The sequence below is a fragment of the Mesorhizobium sp. L-2-11 genome (assembly GCF_016756595.1).
In the GTDB taxonomy this organism is placed as follows: domain Bacteria; phylum Pseudomonadota; class Alphaproteobacteria; order Rhizobiales; family Rhizobiaceae; genus Mesorhizobium.
The window spans coordinates 6,360,288-6,379,305 of sequence record NZ_AP023257.1; the positions used below are offsets into that span (position 1 = coordinate 6,360,288).

At 59.1% G+C, this 19,018-nt stretch carries 16 protein-coding genes and 4 pseudogenes; 9 read left to right on the forward strand and 11 right to left on the reverse strand.

The genetic code is table 11. The features are described 5' to 3' along the window. Nucleotides 1-22 precede the first annotated feature (22 nt). From JG739_RS30235 to ectB, 5 genes and pseudogenes are all read right to left on the reverse strand, one after another. Nucleotides 23-1,930 carry a DDE-type integrase/transposase/recombinase gene (locus JG739_RS30235; protein WP_202364567.1) on the reverse strand — a complete coding sequence of 636 codons (1,908 nt, stop codon included), beginning with the start codon at nucleotides 1,928-1,930 and terminating at the stop codon, nucleotides 23-25. 132 nt (nucleotides 1,931-2,062) lie between these two features. Then, nucleotides 2,063-2,219, reverse strand: a pseudogene (locus JG739_RS36550) (IS110 family transposase); the annotation flags it as partial. A gap of 149 nt (nucleotides 2,220-2,368) precedes the next feature. Beyond that, a pseudogene (locus tag JG739_RS35715) lies at nucleotides 2,369-2,838 on the reverse strand (IS3 family transposase); the annotation flags it as partial. A 131-nt stretch (nucleotides 2,839-2,969) separates the two neighbouring features. Next, the gene (locus JG739_RS30240) at nucleotides 2,970-3,812 is read right to left on the reverse strand and encodes a 2OG-Fe(II)-dependent halogenase WelO5 family protein (protein ID WP_202364568.1); all 843 of its coding nucleotides are present in this window, start codon (nucleotides 3,810-3,812) and stop codon (nucleotides 2,970-2,972) included. Then, a complete protein-coding gene (gene ectB, locus JG739_RS30245; protein ID WP_202364569.1) occupies nucleotides 3,802-5,061 on the reverse strand; it encodes a diaminobutyrate--2-oxoglutarate transaminase in 1,260 nt (419 codons plus the stop codon). The genes JG739_RS30240 and ectB overlap by 11 nt, the downstream gene beginning before the upstream one ends. Before the next feature lie 996 nt (nucleotides 5,062-6,057). Here ectB and JG739_RS30250 point away from each other — a divergent pair. The 8 genes and pseudogenes from JG739_RS30250 to JG739_RS35720 all read left to right on the forward strand — a co-directional run. Beyond that, complete coding sequence (locus tag JG739_RS30250; protein ID WP_096453683.1) at nucleotides 6,058-6,378, forward strand: HesB/IscA family protein; 321 nt, start codon at nucleotides 6,058-6,060, stop codon at nucleotides 6,376-6,378. Between the two features lie 26 nt (nucleotides 6,379-6,404). After that, nucleotides 6,405-6,866 carry an iron-sulfur cluster assembly scaffold protein gene (locus JG739_RS30255; RefSeq protein WP_202364570.1) on the forward strand — a complete coding sequence of 154 codons (462 nt, stop codon included), beginning with the start codon at nucleotides 6,405-6,407 and terminating at the stop codon, nucleotides 6,864-6,866. 233 nt (nucleotides 6,867-7,099) lie between these two features. Next, entirely contained in the window at nucleotides 7,100-7,735 is a 636-nt protein-coding gene (gene queE / locus JG739_RS30260) for a 7-carboxy-7-deazaguanine synthase (RefSeq protein WP_202364571.1), read from the forward strand. Next, nucleotides 7,732-8,084: pseudogene (gene queD / locus JG739_RS30265) on the forward strand (6-carboxytetrahydropterin synthase QueD). The gene queE and the pseudogene queD overlap by 4 nt, the downstream one beginning before the upstream one ends. 4 nt (nucleotides 8,085-8,088) lie before the next feature. Beyond that, nucleotides 8,089-8,826 carry a 7-cyano-7-deazaguanine synthase QueC gene (gene queC, locus JG739_RS30270; protein ID WP_202364572.1) on the forward strand — a complete coding sequence of 246 codons (738 nt, stop codon included), beginning with the start codon at nucleotides 8,089-8,091 and terminating at the stop codon, nucleotides 8,824-8,826. Continuing rightward, complete coding sequence (locus tag JG739_RS30275) at nucleotides 8,823-9,050, forward strand: hypothetical protein (protein ID WP_202364573.1); 228 nt, start codon at nucleotides 8,823-8,825, stop codon at nucleotides 9,048-9,050. The genes queC and JG739_RS30275 overlap by 4 nt, the downstream gene beginning before the upstream one ends. A 2-nt stretch (nucleotides 9,051-9,052) precedes the next feature. Continuing rightward, a complete protein-coding gene (locus tag JG739_RS30280) occupies nucleotides 9,053-9,505 on the forward strand; it encodes a hypothetical protein (protein WP_202324309.1) in 453 nt (150 codons plus the stop codon). A 335-nt stretch (nucleotides 9,506-9,840) separates the two neighbouring features. Further along, nucleotides 9,841-9,924 (forward strand): annotated as a pseudogene (locus tag JG739_RS35720) (LacI family DNA-binding transcriptional regulator); the annotation flags it as partial. A gap of 132 nt (nucleotides 9,925-10,056) precedes the next feature. Here the strand turns inward: JG739_RS35720 and JG739_RS35725 are convergent. After that, on the reverse strand, nucleotides 10,057-10,413 hold the full coding sequence (locus tag JG739_RS35725; RefSeq protein WP_244750007.1) for a hypothetical protein: 357 nt from the start codon (nucleotides 10,411-10,413) through the stop codon (nucleotides 10,057-10,059). Between the two features lie 70 nt (nucleotides 10,414-10,483). Here JG739_RS35725 and JG739_RS35730 point away from each other — a divergent pair, with 70 nt between their 5' ends. Continuing rightward, complete coding sequence (locus JG739_RS35730; protein WP_244749637.1) at nucleotides 10,484-10,933, forward strand: hypothetical protein; 450 nt, start codon at nucleotides 10,484-10,486, stop codon at nucleotides 10,931-10,933. Nucleotides 10,934-11,842: 909 nt separating this feature from the next. Here JG739_RS35730 and JG739_RS30290 read toward each other — a convergent pair. The 5 genes from JG739_RS30290 to JG739_RS30310 all read right to left on the reverse strand — a co-directional run bounded on the left by JG739_RS30290 (nucleotide 11,843) and on the right by JG739_RS30310 (nucleotide 18,846). Beyond that, complete coding sequence (locus tag JG739_RS30290) at nucleotides 11,843-12,856, reverse strand: 1-aminocyclopropane-1-carboxylate deaminase (protein WP_202364574.1); 1,014 nt, start codon at nucleotides 12,854-12,856, stop codon at nucleotides 11,843-11,845. A 1,234-nt stretch (nucleotides 12,857-14,090) separates the two neighbouring features. Further along, entirely contained in the window at nucleotides 14,091-14,414 is a 324-nt protein-coding gene (locus JG739_RS30295) for an exopolysaccharide production repressor protein (RefSeq protein ID WP_244749998.1), read from the reverse strand. Nucleotides 14,415-14,461: 47 nt separating this feature from the next. After that, nucleotides 14,462-14,779: a ferredoxin III, nif-specific gene (fdxB, locus tag JG739_RS30300; protein WP_202364575.1), complete on the reverse strand. Its 318-nt coding sequence runs from the start codon at nucleotides 14,777-14,779 to the stop codon at nucleotides 14,462-14,464. Continuing rightward, the gene (locus JG739_RS30305; protein ID WP_027033222.1) at nucleotides 14,776-14,979 is read right to left on the reverse strand and encodes a CCE_0567 family metalloprotein; all 204 of its coding nucleotides are present in this window, start codon (nucleotides 14,977-14,979) and stop codon (nucleotides 14,776-14,778) included. Before JG739_RS30305 ends, fdxB begins: the two co-directional genes overlap by 4 nt. 1,866 nt (nucleotides 14,980-16,845) lie before the next feature. Beyond that, a complete protein-coding gene (locus JG739_RS30310) occupies nucleotides 16,846-18,846 on the reverse strand; it encodes a class I tRNA ligase family protein (RefSeq protein WP_202364576.1) in 2,001 nt (666 codons plus the stop codon). Nucleotides 18,847-19,018 lie beyond the last annotated feature (172 nt).

Below are 19,018 nucleotides of genomic sequence, written 5' to 3' on the forward strand. Positions count from 1 at the left end.
ACCGGCTGCCTCACCAAGGATGTTACCCGCTCGCCAGACGTGCGGAATCTGAAGCGACATACGGCGCTAGGCGGCTGACCTCGCCGATGAGCCGCTGCACGGCTTGTTGTCGCCACGCCCTTACTCGCTTCTGCAACGTGTGAAGCTGGTGCAAGCTGTATCGTCCAGGATAACGGACCTGGAACTCGACGAGAAGTTCAAGTGCGGTCTGATCCGGACGCTCTTCAAGGCATCGTGCCATCTCTTCCCAATGGTCCTTGAAGATGTCGGGACGTCGGCCGCGCGGTTTGTCGTTGAGCCGACGATAAGTCTTTGGCCCAACGACAACACCGCGGGCGCGAGCCGCTTGGCGCCAGAGATTGACCCGTCGAACGAGTGTTTTGTACTGCTTGCGGGTAAATCGACCTGGAAACTGGACACACAGCTCCTCGAAGAGCTGCGTGGCGTTGATGTTGGGGAATTCCTCCAATCGGCGACAAACGATCGGCCACACCATGCGGAGCGCCTGGACGCGGGCTTGGCCAGGCTCGGCGTAGACCGGCTTCGGCTTCTCCTGCATCTTCGCGGCTGTCACGGGAGGAGTGGGTGGGATCACCGGTTTGAGCGTGGCGGTGGGACTCGCAATAAGGGTTTGTGTCGAGACCTTTTGTAGACTTCGCAGGTAACGCGGTTTGGCCTCAATGGAGAAGGTCGGACGTATCTCGCCCGCATGCCAGGCGCTCGATAGGCTGGCTACGAACGCGGCCAGGTTGGGCGGTTCCGATGTCGCCGGTGGCGGTGTTTCGCCGTCAGCCAGCGCCGCCAGATAAGCCTGGACAGCTCGCATCTCCTCCAGCAGCTTCAGCGGATCGAGGTCGCCGGCGATCTCGCGCAGCTTGTTCTTGGCGGTCATCGGGATAGCCTCCGCCTGCAGGAGACGCTCGCAGGGCGTCTGCGGCGGATGATAGCGCTTGGCCACCTTCGCACCGTCACGCTGTTTGGCAGCCAGCTTGAACGAGGGCTGGAAGAAGTTCACGAACAGCCGGGATGCCGCGTAGAGGCGCGTGATCGCTCTGGCCGCCGCCAAGCCCTCGAAGCGCCGATACCCCAGGAGCTTCCGTACAACGGCGCCATTTTTCTGCTCTATCCACGCTTGGTCGTTCTTACGGTAAGGCCGCGAGCGAGTGAGTTCGATGCCGTGACCAAGGCAATATTCGATCAGCCTGTTGTTGACGAACTCGCTGCCATTATCCACATCCAGCGCTCTCAGGGCAAAGGGCAAGCCCGTGCGGATCCGGTCGAGTGTCTCGACCACGAGGGTACCTTCTCGGACCACGATGGGCGCGGCCTCCGTCCATCCGCTCGCGATGTCGGTCAGAACCAGGCTGTGAACGTAGCTACCGCGGTTGACTCCCCCGCAATGAGCGACCAGGTCCATCTCCATGCTGCCGGGCAGCGGCTCGTTCCAGTCGGCAAAGGTGCGCATTTTGATGCGCCGCCGGGGCTCTGGCACAACCCTTGGCGGCTTTTTCGTACGCATGGTGCGCCTTGGCATCTGGAGCAAGCGGTCGATCGTGGCGGCGCTCATCGACAGGATCTTGTGGCGTATCTCCTCCTCGAGCTTCAAATGTCGATTGCGTTCCAGCGCCGGCAACAGAATGGGCAGCAGTGCCTTGAGGCGCTTGCCGCAGACTCGATCTGAAGCTTCCCACAGCACAATCAAGGCGGCCCGAGCGGCCTCATCATAGAGCGACAGGCGTTGGCGGGTCTGACGGTGCTTCGGCTCCGGGTGGCTGTTCAGGACACGGATTGCGGACTTTTCGTGATACCCCGTCGCCGCAATGAACTCCTCCAAGATCCGGCGCTTGTCCTTGGTCGTCGCGGCCGCATAGCGATCCCTGACTGCATTGGCCAGTTCCATACGCATGGCATGTGTCATCTTCGTCTTCATGTTGCCTCCCTGGTGGTGAAGGCACCATGGCGACATGCGCCTTCACGGGTAACATTTTAGGTGAGGCAACGAACCCGCGCGGTAACATTTTCCTTGAGGCAATGCGACACACAGCAACAGGAAGGGCAAGCGCTCATAGCCGCCACTGGCCTCCATAACGACGAGCTCGACGCCATTGGCCTGACACCAGGCGGCGAGCTCGGCTATGCCTGCCGCATCATTGCGGAAGCGGCCCGCCGCTCCGCCCGGCACGACATGGGTATCGAGGCCAGTCCTTCGAAATATCCACTCCACAGATAGTCTTGTTCACGGTAACCTGCCTTGTGCGTGCGATTGGAGCCAAGCGACTATTCGGTCGTACGTGACGAAGGCGAAGATCCCAAGCTCATCCACGGTTGTAACCGGAGGGGTAACGGGCGACTTCGCCAAGCCTCGAACCGGATGGCCATCTGGTTCGAGGCTCAGTCGCTTACATCGCACAAAAAACCTTCCGTGCAGTACAAGGGGTATCGCGGCCAGGCACTCAAGTGTCACATCGTTGACGATGTTGAGCACGCGGCACCGCCGGACGCAGGCGACCTGGTCGTGCACGAGATCCAGCGAACAACGTGCGTTCGGCCGCGTCTTGACCAGGATCGGTGCCCGTGTGCCGACTGCCCGTCGCTGTGATCGCTTGCGCGCCGCCAGCTTGATCCCGACCGTTCGCCCTCGCGGATGAGCAGGATGAACAGCCGAAGACAGCTGAAGCGCCGGCGCTCGCTGGGCAGGTCGAGCAGCCGGGCACGCAGATCCGTCTCCGGAGGCCGACGGGACCCGGAAGCGGAGCATCTTGCCGTCAGCGGTGATAATCGAACAGGCCCGCCATTCCAACCCACGGCGAGCCGCAGCTTCGCCACCCCTTCGCGCTTGGCGCGCGCTCGCGCAAAACCGCGATGACCTGCTATTCCGAAGGAAATTACCCGCGGCAGGTCACCCGTTAGCAAGGATGTTGAAGCCTTGACCTTCGGCGGAATCCGGTCAGTCGCTGCGACATCCAACTTCAAGTCCACCAGAGAACAAGATCTGGCCGCGCAAATCCGAAAAAGCAATTCAGCAGCACGCGACGCTTTCCGTTGCCTGCTTGACCGGTAACCCCATGAACGAAACCGCCGTCAAGTAGCGCGATATCCCCGGCCTTGAGCTGGATTTCGCGACTAGGCACGGCCTCGAGATAAGCTGCCGAATAGGGATATCCCGTGGTCTCCACACCCTGCGACTTTCGGTCGTCAACTGTCGGCTTGTGGCTCCAGAGCCGCAGATTGCCGCCTTCCTCGGACATACTAGGGTAGAAGTTGAGCGCGGCGACGGTATTGTGCGCCACCGCAGAGAGCTCGTAGTCGTTCCCAGCACGTAGCACTTGAGCGACATCGTCGTGGGGGTCCAAGGAAAATGTGCCGCTGCCGGTCCAACTGAGAGCCCGACAAACGTTAGCCTGACCGTGTTCTGAACGCGCCAACCGCAATTCAATGCCTTGTTTGTGAAGCTCGCGCTTCAATGCGTCGAATACGGCTCGGACCGGGTCAACTAAATTGCCAAAAAGGGCGTCAACGTGCGGCCGCGCATTTTCCGCCTCCTTGAAATAGGTGGCTGCATCCTTCCTGTAGTGGGATGCACCGACATATTGCCCCGGCACGCCATCTTTGCGCTCGTTGAGACCGGGACTGCCAAAAAACTTCGCGGTGATCTCCTCGGCTATTTCGGTGCTGAAAGCTTGGCTGATGTGCAGAGCCGTGATCTCACCTTTTAGGACTGAGATGATCTCCGCAGTGCTGATCGAGCCGGTTCGTTCTTTGATCGTAAGAGGCGAGATGGCCGGCGTTTGAGCTACTTGGTTAGTCGCCATTGGTTTTCTCCTGTAGTGCCTGATCGAGGATGGCAATGCCGTGATCAAGTTCGTCATCTGAGATTGTTATCGGCGGAAGGACTTTGATGACGTCGCGATTTGGCCCGGAGGATTCGATCAGCAGGCCCTTTTCGAACGCGACATCGTGCACACGGCCAACAACGGCCTGTGACCGGCACTTAAGGCCGGCCATCAGACCACGGCCGCGCTTTTGTTCGATGCACTTGGGAAATTTCGCAACGAGGCGATCAAGGTGCTCTTGCAGTTTGACGGCCGTCCCCTCGACGGCTTTAGTAAACCGCCTATCGGACCACATTTTGCACATGGCCGCGGAAGTCACAAAGGCGAGATTATTGCCTCTAAAGGTCCCGCTGTGTTCTCCCGGTTTCCATATATCCATGTCGGGGCGAATCAGAACTATGGACAACGGATTACCTGAACCGCTTAGCGATTTCGAAAGACACACGATGTCGGGCTCGATTTTCGCGAACTCGAACGAGAAGAAATCGCCCGTTCGTCCCGAACCTGCCTGAATGTCATCGACGATGAAAACAACGTCGTGCTTACGGCAAATGCGCTGAATTTCTGCAAGCCAAGGTGCGGATGCAGTGTTCATGCCGCCTTCTGCCTGGATGGGCTCCAGGATGATTGCGGCCGGCTTTTCTATCCCGCTGCCTGGGTCGCCCAACACGTGATCAATGTAACTCGCGGAATCGAAAGTTTGGTTCGGGTAGTTCTCGTAAGGGACACGGATCACATCGTGGCGAGCAACGCCGCCAAGCTGTCTGGTTGACGCTGAACCCGACACCGCCAAGGAGCCGAGCGACATGCCATGGTACGAATTTGTGAAGGCCATGACACTCGAGCGGCCGGTATATTTTCGCGCCAGCGCCAACGCCGCTTCGTTAGCGTTTGTCCCGGTTGGCCCAGGAAACTGTATCTTGTAAGAAAGGCCCCGGGGCTTCAGGATCGAATTGACGAACACTTCGATGAAATCACGCTTTGCAGCTGTATACATATCAAGCGACAAGACAATATTTTGATCGGCGAGATATTGAATTGCCGGCGCAATGATATCCGGGTTGTTATGACCGTAATTGAGCGCGCCGGACCCTACAAGGAAATCAATATATGGCTTTCCGGACTCGTCCCAGATTGTCGCCCCAAGTGACTTTTTGAAGACTGTTGGAAATGATCGTCCATAGCGACGAACGTTAGACTCGTAAGCGTCGAAAATGTCGATATCCATTAAAGGGCCTCTCATGAGTCTTGCGATCCACGTTGCAGGTTCTTGTCGGACGCATTCCAAACCATTGATTTCTACGATTAGCTGCGGCCAATCTCTGACTTAAAGCGAACCTATCATGGTCAGCGACTTGCATTCGCAAAGAGTCTGTAAACTTGTTTGACGAATCTGTTGCAACGCTTGGGATAGCGATAGCGTGACAGTCAGTACCCGCCTTGCGGCAACGCTATCGGCGGCGTTGTTGGCGGGGGCAACTGACATAGCCGCACCGGTTTTTCCAAGCATGACTGCAATCACGATGCTTGGGTATTTCTCTATGTCGGCCGTGACGGGATCCTTGCCGACGAGTAGCTGTGACAGATAGCGATTTCTCTGCTTCGATGTGACGGCGAGACCGATGCTCGCTCGAGTTTCGTTTTGGAACGCGGACGAGCCAGACCGCGAACTGGCGACAAAACTGGAACTGACCGCGGCCTCTAATCGCGGCCGTGGCCGCCGGCGGTGATGGGGCCGTTCGCTGGGCGGCGCGTTGGCCAACCCCTGGCTTCGCGGCGTCTACAATGCCTCAGTCGGCCCTCGCGAGGTGACGGCCGCACTGCAGGCCACGGGCCGACCACGCGAGTGGTGTTCGCCACCCACGAGCTGACGCAGACGGCGCTGCTTCGAGAAGGCGCCATCGTAGCGGTATCGACAACCCCGGTGTTCGCCTCCGCACTGGTAGTGACGATGGCGCGGCTTTTGGAGCGCACCACGACTAAGAGTTCCCACCCTTACACTGGTCAACATTCATACGATCGAAAACGCTGGCTCTGGCGACGCCGCTGGCGATGTGTCCGATGCCGCTTTTTCTACGCAAGGTTTCACTCTGTCCGACATCCGACAATTGTTGGATGTGAGACAGGGCGTCAAATCCGCTAACCCGGTGTTTTAATCCAATCTTCCTCTCTGGCACGTTCTGTGCTGCGCGACTTGCGAACGCATCAGCAAGAAAATAGTCCCATGATCACACTCACTGAAAACGCCGTCGCTGCCGTCAAGACCGCGCTTGCCCGCGCCGACGAACCGGCGGAAGGCTTTCGCATCATGGTCGAGGCGGGCGGCTGCGCCGGCCTCAAATACCTGATGGGTCTGGAAAGCGTCTCGCGCGAGGGGGATGCCATCATGGAGACGGACGGGGTCAAGGTGTTCGTCGACGCAAGCTCCCAGCCCCATCTCGCCGGCACGACCGTTGACTTCGTCACGGGCCTGGAGTCCTCGGGCTTTGTCTTCGACAATCCCAATGCGCGGGACAAATGCGCCTGCGGCAAGTCCTTCGGCTAGCCGCCATCACGACAAGGATAGGCGCCGTGCGGGATAATACCGAAAACGTCTACCTCTTCAGCGACAAGCTCTATTTCATCAACCCGCACAATGTCGGCGCTTTGGACACCCCCAATGCGGCCGGCGAGGTCGGCGCCGTCGCCTGCGGCGACGGGCTTAAATTAATAATGGGTTTCGACCCCAGGACCGAGACGATTACTGCCGCAACGTTCCAGACCTTCGGCCGCGGCTCGGCCATAACCGCTTCCTCGACATTTACCGAATTCATCGTCGGCAAGACCATCGATGAAGCCCTTCAGATCACCGATCGGGACATAGCGGATTTTCTCGGCGCCCTGCCGCCGCACACGATCTACTCATCGCTCGACCGCCTCATCCTGGAGCGCGGCTTGCGGCTGATGAGCGAGTTTTTCCGTGCGGTTAGGAAGGCTTTCGAGGAGACACCAGGATTCTCACGCCTCGTGCTCGTCAAGGCATCCTCGCGATGAGCGGCGAGATCGAGGCGTTTCTCTTGGTGATAGGCTTCGAGGAGCGAAAGGCCCCCCGCAATCTCCACCCGCTGAAACCTAATTCTGCGTGGAGTTCGAGCGAGTGGGTTTGCGGTAACGAGCCTCGACGGTCGAACGCGCTGCAAAACGTGCAGTGGCACATTTCCCACCTTTTGCCGCGTCTCGTAAGCCAGCAGAGGCGCTCCCTTGCTCAGTCGAAGGCCGCGTAAGCAATGTCATATGCGGTCAAGGAAATTTTCTACACCCTTCAAGGCGAAGGACGAAATGCCGGGCGGGCTGCCGTATTTTGTCGTTTCGCCGGCTGTAACCTTTGGTCGGGACGTGAAGGCGACCGGGCAAGAGCATTCTGCGGATTCTGCGACACCGATTTCGTTGGGGTAGATGGCCCCGGTGGCGGACATTTTGCCACCGCACGGGAGCTTGCGTTGGCGGTCGAACAGGCCTGGCGCGGGTCGGGAACTGGGCAGCGTCTTGTCGTGCTCACCGGAGGGGAACCCCTCCTCCAGATCGATGAAGAACTCCTGGAAGCGCTGCATTTCCTGGCGTTTGAAATTGCCGTGGAGACCAACGGTACCATTCCCACACTCGCCGGCATCGACTGGCTGTGCGTCAGTCCGAAATGCAATGCACGCCTCGTGGTGATGGCAGGGGACGAGCTAAAGCTTGTATATCCTCAGATTGGCGCGGAGCCTGAACATTTCGAAGTTCTCGCGTTTGAGCACCTTTTGCTTCAGCCGATGGATGGGCCCGAGCGCGAGGCGAATACGGCCGCCGCAATGGCCTATTGTCTTGCCAACCCACGTTGGCGCCTGAGCCTGCAAACCCACAAACTTCTCGGGATCCCATGAAAATTACGCAAGCTTTCACCTTCGAGGCAGCGCACTGTCTTCCGCGCGTGCCAAAGACCCATCGCTGTCACCGCATGCATGGCCACTCATACCGTGTGGAACTGTGTCTGGAAGGCCCGTCGATCCAGATACGGGCTTTGTCATCGATTTCTTCGATGTCAAGGCTGTGTTCGGACCGCTTCTACAACGTCTCGACCATCAGTATCTGAATGAGATTGAGGGTCTCGACAATCCGACCGCGGAAAAAATTGCGGTCTGGATTTGGAACCAAACCAAGCCGCTTCTTGGCCAAATGTGCTCGGTAACAGTCTATGAGACACCGCTGTGCTGGGCTGAATACGAGGGTTGACCCGATGCAACGAGATCCGGGAACCGCACTCGTCCTTTTCTCCGGCGGCCAGGATTCGACAACCTGCCTGGCTTGGGCGCTGGAGAACTTCGAGCGCGTCGAGACAATCGGCTTCGACTATGGGCAGCGGCATCGGATCGAGCTCGATGTGCGGCCTTACCTGATCGAGCGCATTCGAACAGACTTTCCGGCCTGGCGTGGTCGACTGGGCGAGGACCACATGATTGACATGGCCGTGCTCGGTCAAATCAGTGATACCGCGCTCACGCGCGACGTCGAGATCGCACTGAACGCGAACGGCATAACAAATACCTTCGTGCCTGGCCGCAACCTTCTGTTCCTCGGCTTTGCGGCCGCGATAGCTTACCGGATGGGCGCGAATCACCTCGTAATCGGCGTGTCCGAGAGGGATCGTTTCAGCTACCCGGATTGTCGAGATGACGCAGTTAAGGCGATGCAACTTGCCCTGAACCTTGGAATGGAAACGCGTTTCGTCATTCACACACCCCTCACGCAGTGTGACAAGGCGCAGACCTGGGCGCTGGCGGATTGGCTGGGCGGCGAGGCGCTGGTGAAGCTCATCTGCGAAGGAAGTCACACCTGCTATAGCGGAGACCGCGAGCATAGACATAGCTGGGGTTTCGGTTGCGGTACTTGCGTCGAGTGTAATCTTCGCGCAGCAGGATGGGAGCAATTCCGATCCTGCAAAGAGGCACCCGTGACCGCCCATGAAATGACGTGAGCGCCATGATCCAGGCTGACGGTGGCAATCTGTTCCATAGATCGTTTCCTTCTCTTTGTGATGTTCAGCACGACCAGGTACGCGCCTTCGATGCCGTTTCGAAGGGCTGTTCCATACCATCGACTTTGATGATCTTCGCCGTTCGCATGGTGCTGTTTCGTGGGGGAGTTCAGCACCACGGCGAGCAGGCTGCGGTTGTTATCCTGGATCCCGGTCGGATTTGATCGTGGAGCGTACTGCCAAGAAAAAAGGGGGAGGTTGTGGTTTCGACGAGAGGCAGTTGATGCCCGAGCCTGCCCTTATGTGGAGGATCGTCCATGCAGTCCATCACCAGCATGGCCGCACCACTGGCATCATTGAACGAAGAATGACGACCTCATCGGCAATCGATGCCAGCGCCTGCGTGAGCTGGCACGGGCGCAGACGCCTGCGGCGACGCGATGTTGCGGATATCCCTCCCCTGGCCCCGCCTCGGGCCAATCAAAGGATTCCTGATAGCGCCTTCGATCTGGCAATGCTCGTGCGTTCAGTGAATGCGCGCGCCGCCTTGATGGCGATCATCACAGCCTCAGTGTCGATTGACGAAATGGATCTGCTCGACCGCCGGAAGACAATCGAGCAGGTAGCCCAGCAAGGTCGACTCATGTGCCGTCGAATTGAAAGGCGGCTGCCGTCATGAAGGATACGCGCGACCGCATCAAGCGCCGGGGCAAAGCCCCCCAATGAATCAGAATGGCGAAAGTATTGATTGAGGTCCAGAAAGCAGCGCCCATTGATGTCACACAGATTGGCGCCTTCGCGTTGCAGCGCGCGACGCGGCTTCGGATCGCACAGCCGCGGCGCGGGTGGCGCCATCGGAAAAAACCGGGCTCCGATTGGGCGTCAGGCTGCGCGGAGATTCGTGCAATATGTCAGGCCTCCCTCGAAGAATCCGGAGACCTACGCCTCTTTCGCCGGTGACATGGCATTTGCACTTCGAAGGCGTCATTCACGAATCACATATGGAGGCGGCTGATGAACAGGCCAACGATCGCCGATCTGGCGAAAGCCGCGGGCGTAAGTGTTTCCACGGTCAATAGGCTCTTGCACGGTACTGGCACACTGCGACCGCAGACGGCCGACCTCATCTTGAGCGCAGCGCAGCAGATCGGCTTCCGCAGTTCGGGGCCGCTGCACGAACGCAGGCGGGACAATCTCCCGCATCGGCGCTTGAGCTTTCTCATGCAGCAATCAAACCGGCCGCTCTGTCAGATCTGGGCCGAGGCGCTTCTCAGTGCCTGCGCGCGACGCACAGATGCGGTTATTGAGCCAGACGTTCTGTTCGAGGACGACCCTTCCCCCGAAGCGGTTGCTGCCAATCTGCTCAAGATAGGCGGAAGCGCCAATGCAATCGCGGTGATCTCGGCCGATCACCCGCTCGTCGGCCAGACGATTGACGAGTTGCGCGTCAAGGGCGTTCCGGTGATCGCCTACGTCACCGACCTGTCCGCCGCCAGCCGGGCCGGCTTTGTGGGAACCGACAACTGGAAGGCCGGCCGCACGCACCGCCGCATGGTTTATCAGCCAGACGTCCGGTCGGCCCGGCAAGGTCTTTCCTCTCATCGGCAGCAACCGTTATCAGTTCCAAGACATCTCGGATGCGAGCTTTCGCTCCTACATGCGCGAGCACGCGCCCGAGTTCCACGTCAGCGAAACCCTCCTGACCCATGAGGCGCCGGAGAACGCCTATGCAATCGTTCGTAGGCTGATAGCGGAGGAGCCCGAGCTCAGGGGCATCTCCGTCAATGGCGGCGGCATTTCCGGCGTCCTGCGTGCTATGCGCGAACTCGCTGTGGAGCAGCAGTGCAAAATCCGGCTCGTCTGCCGCGACATCGGGCCCGAGGCACGCAAGGGATTGAGCGAAGGCTTGATTACTGCTTCCTTGTGCCATCCGGTCGACAGGATGCCTGAAGAACTCATCAATGTGATGCTGCGCATGAGCGCCCGGGCGATGGCAATGGCCAGATGCGACTTCCCGTTGCGGGCCACCAATCAACACGCCATTGGACAAATGCCATTAAGGGCATCTCACCGCCGGGCGGCGGCGAACAAGAAGGAGAGGAAGTGATGGAACGCAGGCTTGATGGCGTGATCGCAGCCCTCCCTGAGGAGCGTCGGGAGCGTGTCGACGCACGTTTCGAAGAGTTAAAAGGACAGAGGTCGAGAGCCTCGGCGAGCTGCGCCATGCGGCTGGCAAGGCCAGGCAGAGATTGCCACGACCCTCAAGATCAAGCAGCCCTTTGTCTCGAAGATCGAGCAACAGGCCGATATGTATCTGTCGACACTTAGAGCTGCGTAGAGGCGATCGGGGGACAACTCGACCTCATCGTCGCCTCGCCTCGCGCGCCCCTCCGTATAGAGCGGCTCAGCTACGTCGTAGCCCCCAACTCCTCCGCACGTAGTGCTAAAAGAGCGCCAGGTGGAGGAACCCGCCCGAAGGCAACGCGCCGGCTGAACGCGCCGTTTCGGTCAAAATTGCCGAAGGGACGACAGTCTCGTCGACGCTCGCAATAGGTATGAGCAAGCCCTCGTTAAGCCGGATACCGACTGCCCGCTGTCACGCTCGCGGAGGACGGCTCTTCCCTCCCCCATGCTGGCCCAGTTCACTGCCGCGCTGAGGGTGTCCGGCGATGTGCTCGCCGACGACGACCCGCTCGAGCACGCTTGGTCACAGCTTCCATACCTGCTCAAGTACCACGCGCCTGCGGATATCTTCGGTGGCTTACAATTTATCAAATTTAGGGCGATTATCGCCGCACCGCAAAATGACAAAAAAGTCAAACGGCCATGTCTTCTCCCTTCTTATGCGGCTTCAGGACACATTGAGCACAGGCAAATGCTGCCAAGCATGCCAGCACCACGACCCCACGTCGTGGCGGCAGTTAACAACTGCCCGCTGAAGTTTGCCAACGTGCCCTCGGTCAAACTTGGCGCAGCGCTGTTACGGCAGGCACAGCACGTGGAGATCTGTCGAGCATCAGCCATTGCGAAAGGTGTAGCCATAACCGTTGATGGCCGGCGCGCCGCCGAGATGCGCGTAAAGGATCCTCGAGCCCGCTGGAAAAAAGCCTTTTTGAACGAGGTCGATCATCCCTTGCATCGATTTGCCCTCATAGACGGGATCGGTAATCATACCCTCGAGCCGCGCACACAGACGGATCGCCTCCTTAGTTTCCTCGGATGGAATGCCGTACCGCGGGTACGCGTAGTCTTCGAGCAGCACCACGTCATCCTCGACAGGTTCCGTGCCGAGCTCGACGAGGGTCGCTGTATGTCGGGCAATCCCAAGCACCTGCGGCTTGGTTTTTGCAGGCGTGGCAGAGGCATCGATACCGATCACGTTGCGCTGCCGACCGTCCTTGGCGAATCCGACGAGCATGCCGGCATGCGTTGAACCGGTGACCGTGCAAACGACCATGTAGTCGAAGGCAAACCCAAGCTGTTCCTCCTGGGCGCGCACTTCCTCCGCGAACCCCACATAGCCGAGGCCCCCATTCGGGTGAACAGATGCCCCGGCCGGTATCGCATAGGGCCTGCCGCCCCTTGCCTTGACCTCATAGAGCGCTTTTTCCCAGCTGCGGCGGATACCGATGTCAAAGCCATCGTCGACCAGACGCACCTCTGCGCCCAAGATGCGGCTCAAGAGAATGTTGCCGACCCGGTCGTAGACGACATCCTCATGTGGAACCCAGCTCTCCTGGACCAGGAGACATTTCATGCCGATCTTGGCGGCAACGGCGGCGACCATCCGCGTATGGTTGGACTGCACGCCGCCCACGGTGACAAGGGTATCGGCATCTGACGCGATCGCGTCGGGGATGATGTATTCGAGCTTGCGCAGCTTGTTGCCGCCGAACGCCAGACCGGAGTTGCAGTCCTCGCGTTTGGCGTAGATTTCGACCTTGCCACCCAGATGCTTGCCGAGCCGGTCGAGCTTCTCGATGGGTGTGGGTCCAAAGGTGAGCGGGTAACGCTCGAATTTTTTTAGCATATTCTCTCCGGCGATGATCATTCAGCTGAAATAGCCACGCAAAACTCGTTCCATAAGCGCTGCTTGGATTGGTCGGCCGCGCTATCCGAACCCATCAGAGCTTTGGGGATTTCCAGCGCTCTCCTTGCGATTGTGACGAAGCGATCCACACGTCGCCATGCTGCGATGAGGCGACCATCGCCTAGGAAACCTACGACGACACGCGGTCGGCATCTGCGTTTTTGCCAGCTTTGCAAGTGCAGCCAGACCGCCAAACCAACAGACTTCGATAAAAACGCAGTGGCTCTTGTTTGCGATTGGACCGGCAGGAACTGTACGGTTGCCGAGCCGAATTCCGCGAGGCGATTTTTGTGGCGCTCAACGCCTCACATAGGTTTCAGATGCTCGATCGAAGTGCTCGTCTACCTGATCGAAACGGGTGCCAATGCCCTCGAAAGGCTGGCCTCGCCGCGGCCGTAAGTCGTCGGATTGTGGTTGACGAGCGTGTCGGTCCTAGCGGTATCCAGCAACTGATTAGTAATCTGTGTCGGTGTTGCTGACGTGAACTCGCTGCTGTTCTGAACGCGAGTCGTCTGAAAGGCATGCCCGGCAGAGACGGAGCTCCCTGCCGGGCCGGGTTCGCCTTGGGAGGTGGCGTAAGCTAGCGACTTTCGTGGCGGTGGGACCACTCAATCCGTGCGTTTTGCGCAATAACGAGCATGTACCGTGCCATGCCAAAAAGCATTTAACACCCAAGAGTCAGCTTCCTCTGCGTTGCATGACATTGTCGGTTATCGGACAATGCCGAACGTGCCTCTCGGCATCGACCTACGCCTGAACCCGAGCGCCCCCGCAAGGTCGTTCGCTGCCATTTCGACCTGGCTGTTATCCGGCTGACGGACAGGGCGGATGTCGCTTTTAAAAGAGGAACTGTCTGTACCTTCAATTCAAGAGGGCGCGGCCACGAGAGACGGCGCGGCGAATGCGGTCGCGCAGATGATCGCGAGGATCAACACATCCGGCAGACTGGCAAATCAGCAGCCTGATATCTGTCCACCCTCAGGGGCGCACTCCATCAGGTGTCAAAATCGCACGCCGAAACACAGGACCGTCATCGGCGAATCCGCCCGGAGAACCGAAACTGCATTCCCCTGGCGTTAGAACGATGAGAATGCCGTCGCCTTCGATCATACCAGGGGACAATGACCTCAATAATCAAACTTGAACAAAGCGATGAATCTGAGCTCAGATCTTGTTACGGCGCCTCACGGGAGTAGCAGCGATATGCCGAGCGTTTGACTGCGCTGGGCCCCATCTTGAGTTTCATTCCTACCCTCATCATCGTCAGGCGACTGGTACCGAACTTCCTGGGACCTATCGAAAAGCTCAGCCCTTGCCCGGCTTTGCCAGCGCAGCTGGATCGCCAAATCAGAAAGAGCACACTTGCGAAATAAACCATCTGGAGCAGCAGCGAGCAGGCCAGCGTGGCGACGACGGTTAGACGGATCGACTGCGAAGCGAAGTAAACGGTAGCAGCGGTGCCGCACAAGAGCAGCCCTAGGAGCCGACAAAAGATCATGAAGTTCAACGCCGTTCTCCTGATTTTGTCTCGTCAAATCATGTAGCTCATGCTGCGATCTGGTCGGCCGCGACATGGGTCTGGCAGTTCTTTGGGCAGACGCGGCCGCAGGCTCCGCAGCCAATGCAGCGGCCCGCATGGTCAACGACCATGATCATGCGATTGAGCTCACCATCGAAGTCGTCGTCACCGCCATCGCAGGCGCCGAGGATTTCGCCCGCGTCGTCGACGCCGTAAAGATGCATGACCTCGCGCGAGCAGACTTTGAAACAGCGGCCGCAGCCGATACAGATCTTGCCATCTATAGCGACCAGATATTCCGGCACCCATATGGAGCCGTCGCGGCTGATGAATGTGCTCCTCATCGCAAAGTCTTCATTTTGGCGAGCTCTCTCCTGGCACCATCCAACTCGGCATAAACGGCATGCGTTTTCTCGGCGACTTCCTCTATCTCAATCCATTTGACTGGAAGACCCTCGGCAAGGTCGCGCAAGTTCGTCTTGGCAATTGCCGCGCGCAGTTGAAGCTTTCGGACTTTCTTCGCCATCTCATCCAGGTTTGACATGATCCTTCCTCGAAAATCGGTTTCTTCACGCCCGCGCCACGACGGGATAGGCAATAGCTGCAGTCGCATCGCCGACCAGTTTCGCGCCGGTATCCGCGAGTTTCCGGAGAGTCTCGAGGCCGAACCGGTAGTCGCCTCGACAGAGCGGCGAACTGCCCGACAGTGAAAGCCCGCCCCCGGAGCACCGGTCGGTTTCGTTTCTGTTGTTGCCTATGTCATCTCGCCTGAGCGCTCCTCGATTGCACGCTCCACTACGGTCTAAAACATGTCGAGCCTCCACAGCGCGTCCGGATTGGGATTGCCACTGATTGGATATTCCGGCGCAGTTCCTTAGTGATGAGGAAATCGGCCACCAGTCCGGTATCCGATTTCCCTGGCATGGGCGATGGAAGTCCTGAGCACGGACCAGCCGAAGGAGGCATTCGACGAAGCGGCGGGCAAGGGCCTCTCCGTCCTTGTTGACGGCAGGGCCAAGCGCTGCGTGCGACATTTCGTTTCCTCAATTTCAGGTCTCGTCCTCGACGGAGGATTTCTCTTTCGGTTACGCCGACTTCGGGCCCGCTTACGCAGCAGACGTCCGGCCTTGCCAGGCCCATTCCACCTAAGTGCTGCCCCTGTGGCCGATCTTGAACACGTCCTGGACTGTGACGTCTTCAACGACGGGCCAAATTCGCATCGAATATCGCGGCCGCGGCGACTCGGTTGGAGGTCCCTAAGGTCCGAGCCTTGACTTGCAGCAAACGATCGACCCTGTGCTCCATGGATACAGTTACTGCGGGCGCGCCGCAGAAAGGGGGCGTATTTACTGGGGTTCGATTCCACTTGGTCATCCCTACACGTTGCCCGGCTGAAAGTTCGTAAGGGGTTCGCCACGTAGCCACTCGTCCACTTTGATCGGAGGAGCCGGGGACTCGCTAGGCAGTATGTTGCTCTCCATTCCCACACCTTTCCTGACGTTTATGCGCGAGTTGGCTCGTCTCTCAGAAACGGAACACACCGGTTAGGATCAATGTCTTGCGTGTTCCCATGCGCTCAGCCTTCACTCAGTATTGCCGATCTCAACCAGCAAACGTCATGCCAGCGCTTTGCCCGCAGTAAATGGGTGAATGGCCTCGAAAACCTCGCAAGCCCAAGACGGCCGGTTGTTTTGAACCCGACAGTTTTCTGTCGCTGTCAGCTTTTGGACAAGCATCTTGCGTCAGACGCTTGAAGGCGAGAGCCGCTTGCCTGCGCCCTTGCGGTAAAGTTGGCGTCGGCTCATCTAGTATCATTCGGAGCCGGCGATGCGCGGGCGATCGGCGTTGAGCGCTGACAAAATGCAGTGCTACACCACGGTACGGTTCTTCTGCGCTGGCTCCCCTTCTCCAGTCAGGAATCGAGCGACACCATCGGCCCACGTTCGAGCGCGGCCATACTAAATCTGCGCCATAGATGGCCCGTCGTCCCTGGAAGCTCAATTGGGTCGAATAGGCATTCGGCCAGCAAATAGCGGCCGGTCATTCCTCTAGACGAGAGGCGTGATCCCGCCAGGCATTATTCAGGGCGCGCTATGCTGACCCAGCGCCCCGACCGCATCACCTTTATTGACCAGTTGGCAATTGGTCGGAATTCCGCGATTCCGAAAAAGTTGGTCAGGGCAGTGGAGCCCACTCGGCATTTTGCGGCACGAATGGCAAGCGCTGGAAAGCTGTCAATCGAGCGATCCTCCAAGGCGCGGGCCAGCTCCTCGACGATATGTTGGTTAAGGCCGGCCAGTGTTTGTGTCTATGGTCTGCGAGTGGCCTTCGGCACCAGTGGTAGCGAGTAAAGCTTCGGCATCATCGGCTTTGATTGCCGGCCAAATCTGGTCGAAATTACGATAGGCTATTATGCCTCCCCCTGATTGAGAACAGGAATGTCTGCTCTGGCATAGAACGGCAACATGGGTCCGAGATCAAAGGTCGTTGCGGGCGCAAGCCTCTGGACCGACCGCGGCCATGTCTCGGTCGAGACGCCATCGATACCTCGCGCCAGCGTGCTGGCGAATCGGGGCATCAGCGGTGCGAGCGTCTGTGCCAGGATCGCAGCGGCCGTCGTCTGAAGGGCGAGCGACGTGCGGGTGCGGGCGGAATAGAGACGTCGCGCCGCCTCATAGTCTTGCGCCCGTCGGTAGACTACGCAATCGCTGACGAAATCGCAGGCCTGCGCGGCCGCTTGCCGGACCGAGAAGCCATCGTCCGAATAGACGCGTTCCATCGCCGCGCGATGGATCTCTATCCGAGCAAAGAAAGCGCGATCGGCGGGGGCCCAGTCGCCTGCGTCGGGCACACAGCCGCCAAAGTCCCGCTTGATTTCCCGATGCAGCGCACCAAGCCAATTCAGCCAGATCCCTTGGAACACCTCGTTCTCGGTGCGGCGTAGCGCGTCCAGCGTGAAGTTCGTTCGCTCACCTTCCGGGCGCGTCAGGCCCAAATTTAGACGGACGACATCGACTCTCTTTGGTCCCAGAACTTCTTTGCCCCAGACCGCATGGCCGCGGCTGGTCGAGAACTTCTGGCCGTCGAGTAGGTAGAACTCGTTCACATAATACCGCATGCGCGGGGTCCAGTGGGAGAAGACCTCAGCATAAAGCGCCGGATAAAGCAGGGCGTGATAGAAGGAATTATCGAAGCCGAAGAAATGGACAATCTGCCAGTCATTGCTGGGCAGGGTCGCGTCCCAGTCTCGACCGAGCGATGTAGCTAGCGCCTGGATGTTGTAAAGAAAACCAAACGCCATCTCTGGCCAGACCCAGATCACCTGCCCCGGGAGCCCCTCGGCTGGCAGGCCCCAGTCCGAGGGGTGGGTGATGGGCACGGAAAAGTCGCCACGTTGGCGTAGACGCGCGAAGAGGTCCATGATCCGAACTGGGGCGCCCGACGCCCTTAAATGCCGGTCGATATTGTCGTAGCACCGTTCCAGCGCAAGTTCGGGACGGCGCACGGATCCGACCACCGGCGCCTCGGCCGAGTGCCGCGACCGGACTGCATCTAGGTCGTGGCATAGGTTCGGTGCGCCGCATTCCTCGCAGATGTTGCCACCAGCGGAGCTGCCGCAATCGGGGCAGAGGCCGCTTACATCCGGCTCGTAAAGGTAGTCGCCTGTCACAGCATCGAAGAGCGCAGGGCTCTGGCGCAGATCTACCGCCGTGCTGCTCAGAAGACTACGGAAACACGCGGCTTGAAACTCTGCATAAGCGCTATCGCCCAAAGTCGGGAGGAAGCTGTGGACCTCACAGTCGAGAAGCGCAAGCGTGGCTCGAATCTCATGGGCGTAGTGGCGCGCCACCTTTGCGGGCGTCGATTGCTCGGCATCGGCACGCGTGGCCACGTAGCTCTGGTAATCGTCGCTTCCAGTCAGGTGATAGGCTTCGACCCCTTTCATGCGCAGGAAACGCGTGTAGACATCGGCGCCAAGATAAGGGCCAGAAAGATGCCCCAGATGCAGATCGCCATTCGGCGTCGGCGGCGTGGAGAAGACGAAGATCGGCCCGCGGGGAATCGCGACCAGGGCAGCAGCTTCGAGGGCGGCCTTGCCGTCGCGCCAGTAGACATCGACGAAGTTTAGGTTTTCGAGCCCATCGTTGTGCAGCACATGCGCTTCAAAAGGATGGAACAGAACGACATCGCCGGCTGCGACCGAGATTTCCCCAAGGTCGGTCCTGACCTTGCCCGCTCCAGACAGGACCACGAAGGCCTCGATTTCGTCGTGCCGATGGGGCTCGGATGTGACGCCTGGTGCCACCTTGCCAAATGAAAACCCGGTGCCCGCGCTTCCCGTCCCAAGCGCAGCCATGTCGATACCGAACACCCGCGACAGCTGCGTTCGAGAAAACGTGGATTTCCGCATGACGAACCTCAGCTGTCGAAACAGTGGTCTCTTCGGCTGCCGACGCAACAGCATCTGCTGCAAGTTGCGAAGGCAGCCCGACACGTTGGCCCCCCGTCAGAATAGTCCGGCTCTGGGCCCCAGGCGGGCGAAACTACGGGCGCCAGGAGGGCTTTAGGCGTCAGAGAAGAGC

Coding starts and splice junctions, on each gene's coding strand:
- JG739_RS30305 (WP_027033222.1), bottom strand. CDS start 14,979: ATGTCAAACCTGGATGAGATGGCGAAGAAAGTCCGAAAGCTTCAACTG.
- ectB (WP_202364569.1), bottom strand. CDS start 5,061: ATGGATATCGACATTTTCGACGCTTACGAGTCTAACGTTCGTCGCTAT.
- JG739_RS30240 (WP_202364568.1), bottom strand. CDS start 3,812: ATGGCGACTAACCAAGTAGCTCAAACGCCGGCCATCTCGCCTCTTACG.
- JG739_RS30290 (WP_202364574.1), bottom strand. CDS start 12,856: ATGCTAAAAAAATTCGAGCGTTACCCGCTCACCTTTGGACCCACACCC.
- JG739_RS30235 (WP_202364567.1), bottom strand. CDS start 1,930: ATGAAGACGAAGATGACACATGCCATGCGTATGGAACTGGCCAATGCA.
- JG739_RS35730 (WP_244749637.1), top strand. CDS start 10,484: ATGCGCGAGCACGCGCCCGAGTTCCACGTCAGCGAAACCCTCCTGACC.
- JG739_RS30250 (WP_096453683.1), top strand. CDS start 6,058: ATGATCACACTCACTGAAAACGCCGTCGCTGCCGTCAAGACCGCGCTT.
- JG739_RS30310 (WP_202364576.1), bottom strand. CDS start 18,846: ATGCGGAAATCCACGTTTTCTCGAACGCAGCTGTCGCGGGTGTTCGGT.
- JG739_RS30295 (WP_244749998.1), bottom strand. CDS start 14,414: ATGATCTTTTGTCGGCTCCTAGGGCTGCTCTTGTGCGGCACCGCTGCT.
- queC (WP_202364572.1), top strand. CDS start 8,089: ATGCAACGAGATCCGGGAACCGCACTCGTCCTTTTCTCCGGCGGCCAG.
- fdxB (WP_202364575.1), bottom strand. CDS start 14,779: ATGAGGAGCACATTCATCAGCCGCGACGGCTCCATATGGGTGCCGGAA.
- queE (WP_202364571.1), top strand. CDS start 7,100: ATGTCATATGCGGTCAAGGAAATTTTCTACACCCTTCAAGGCGAAGGA.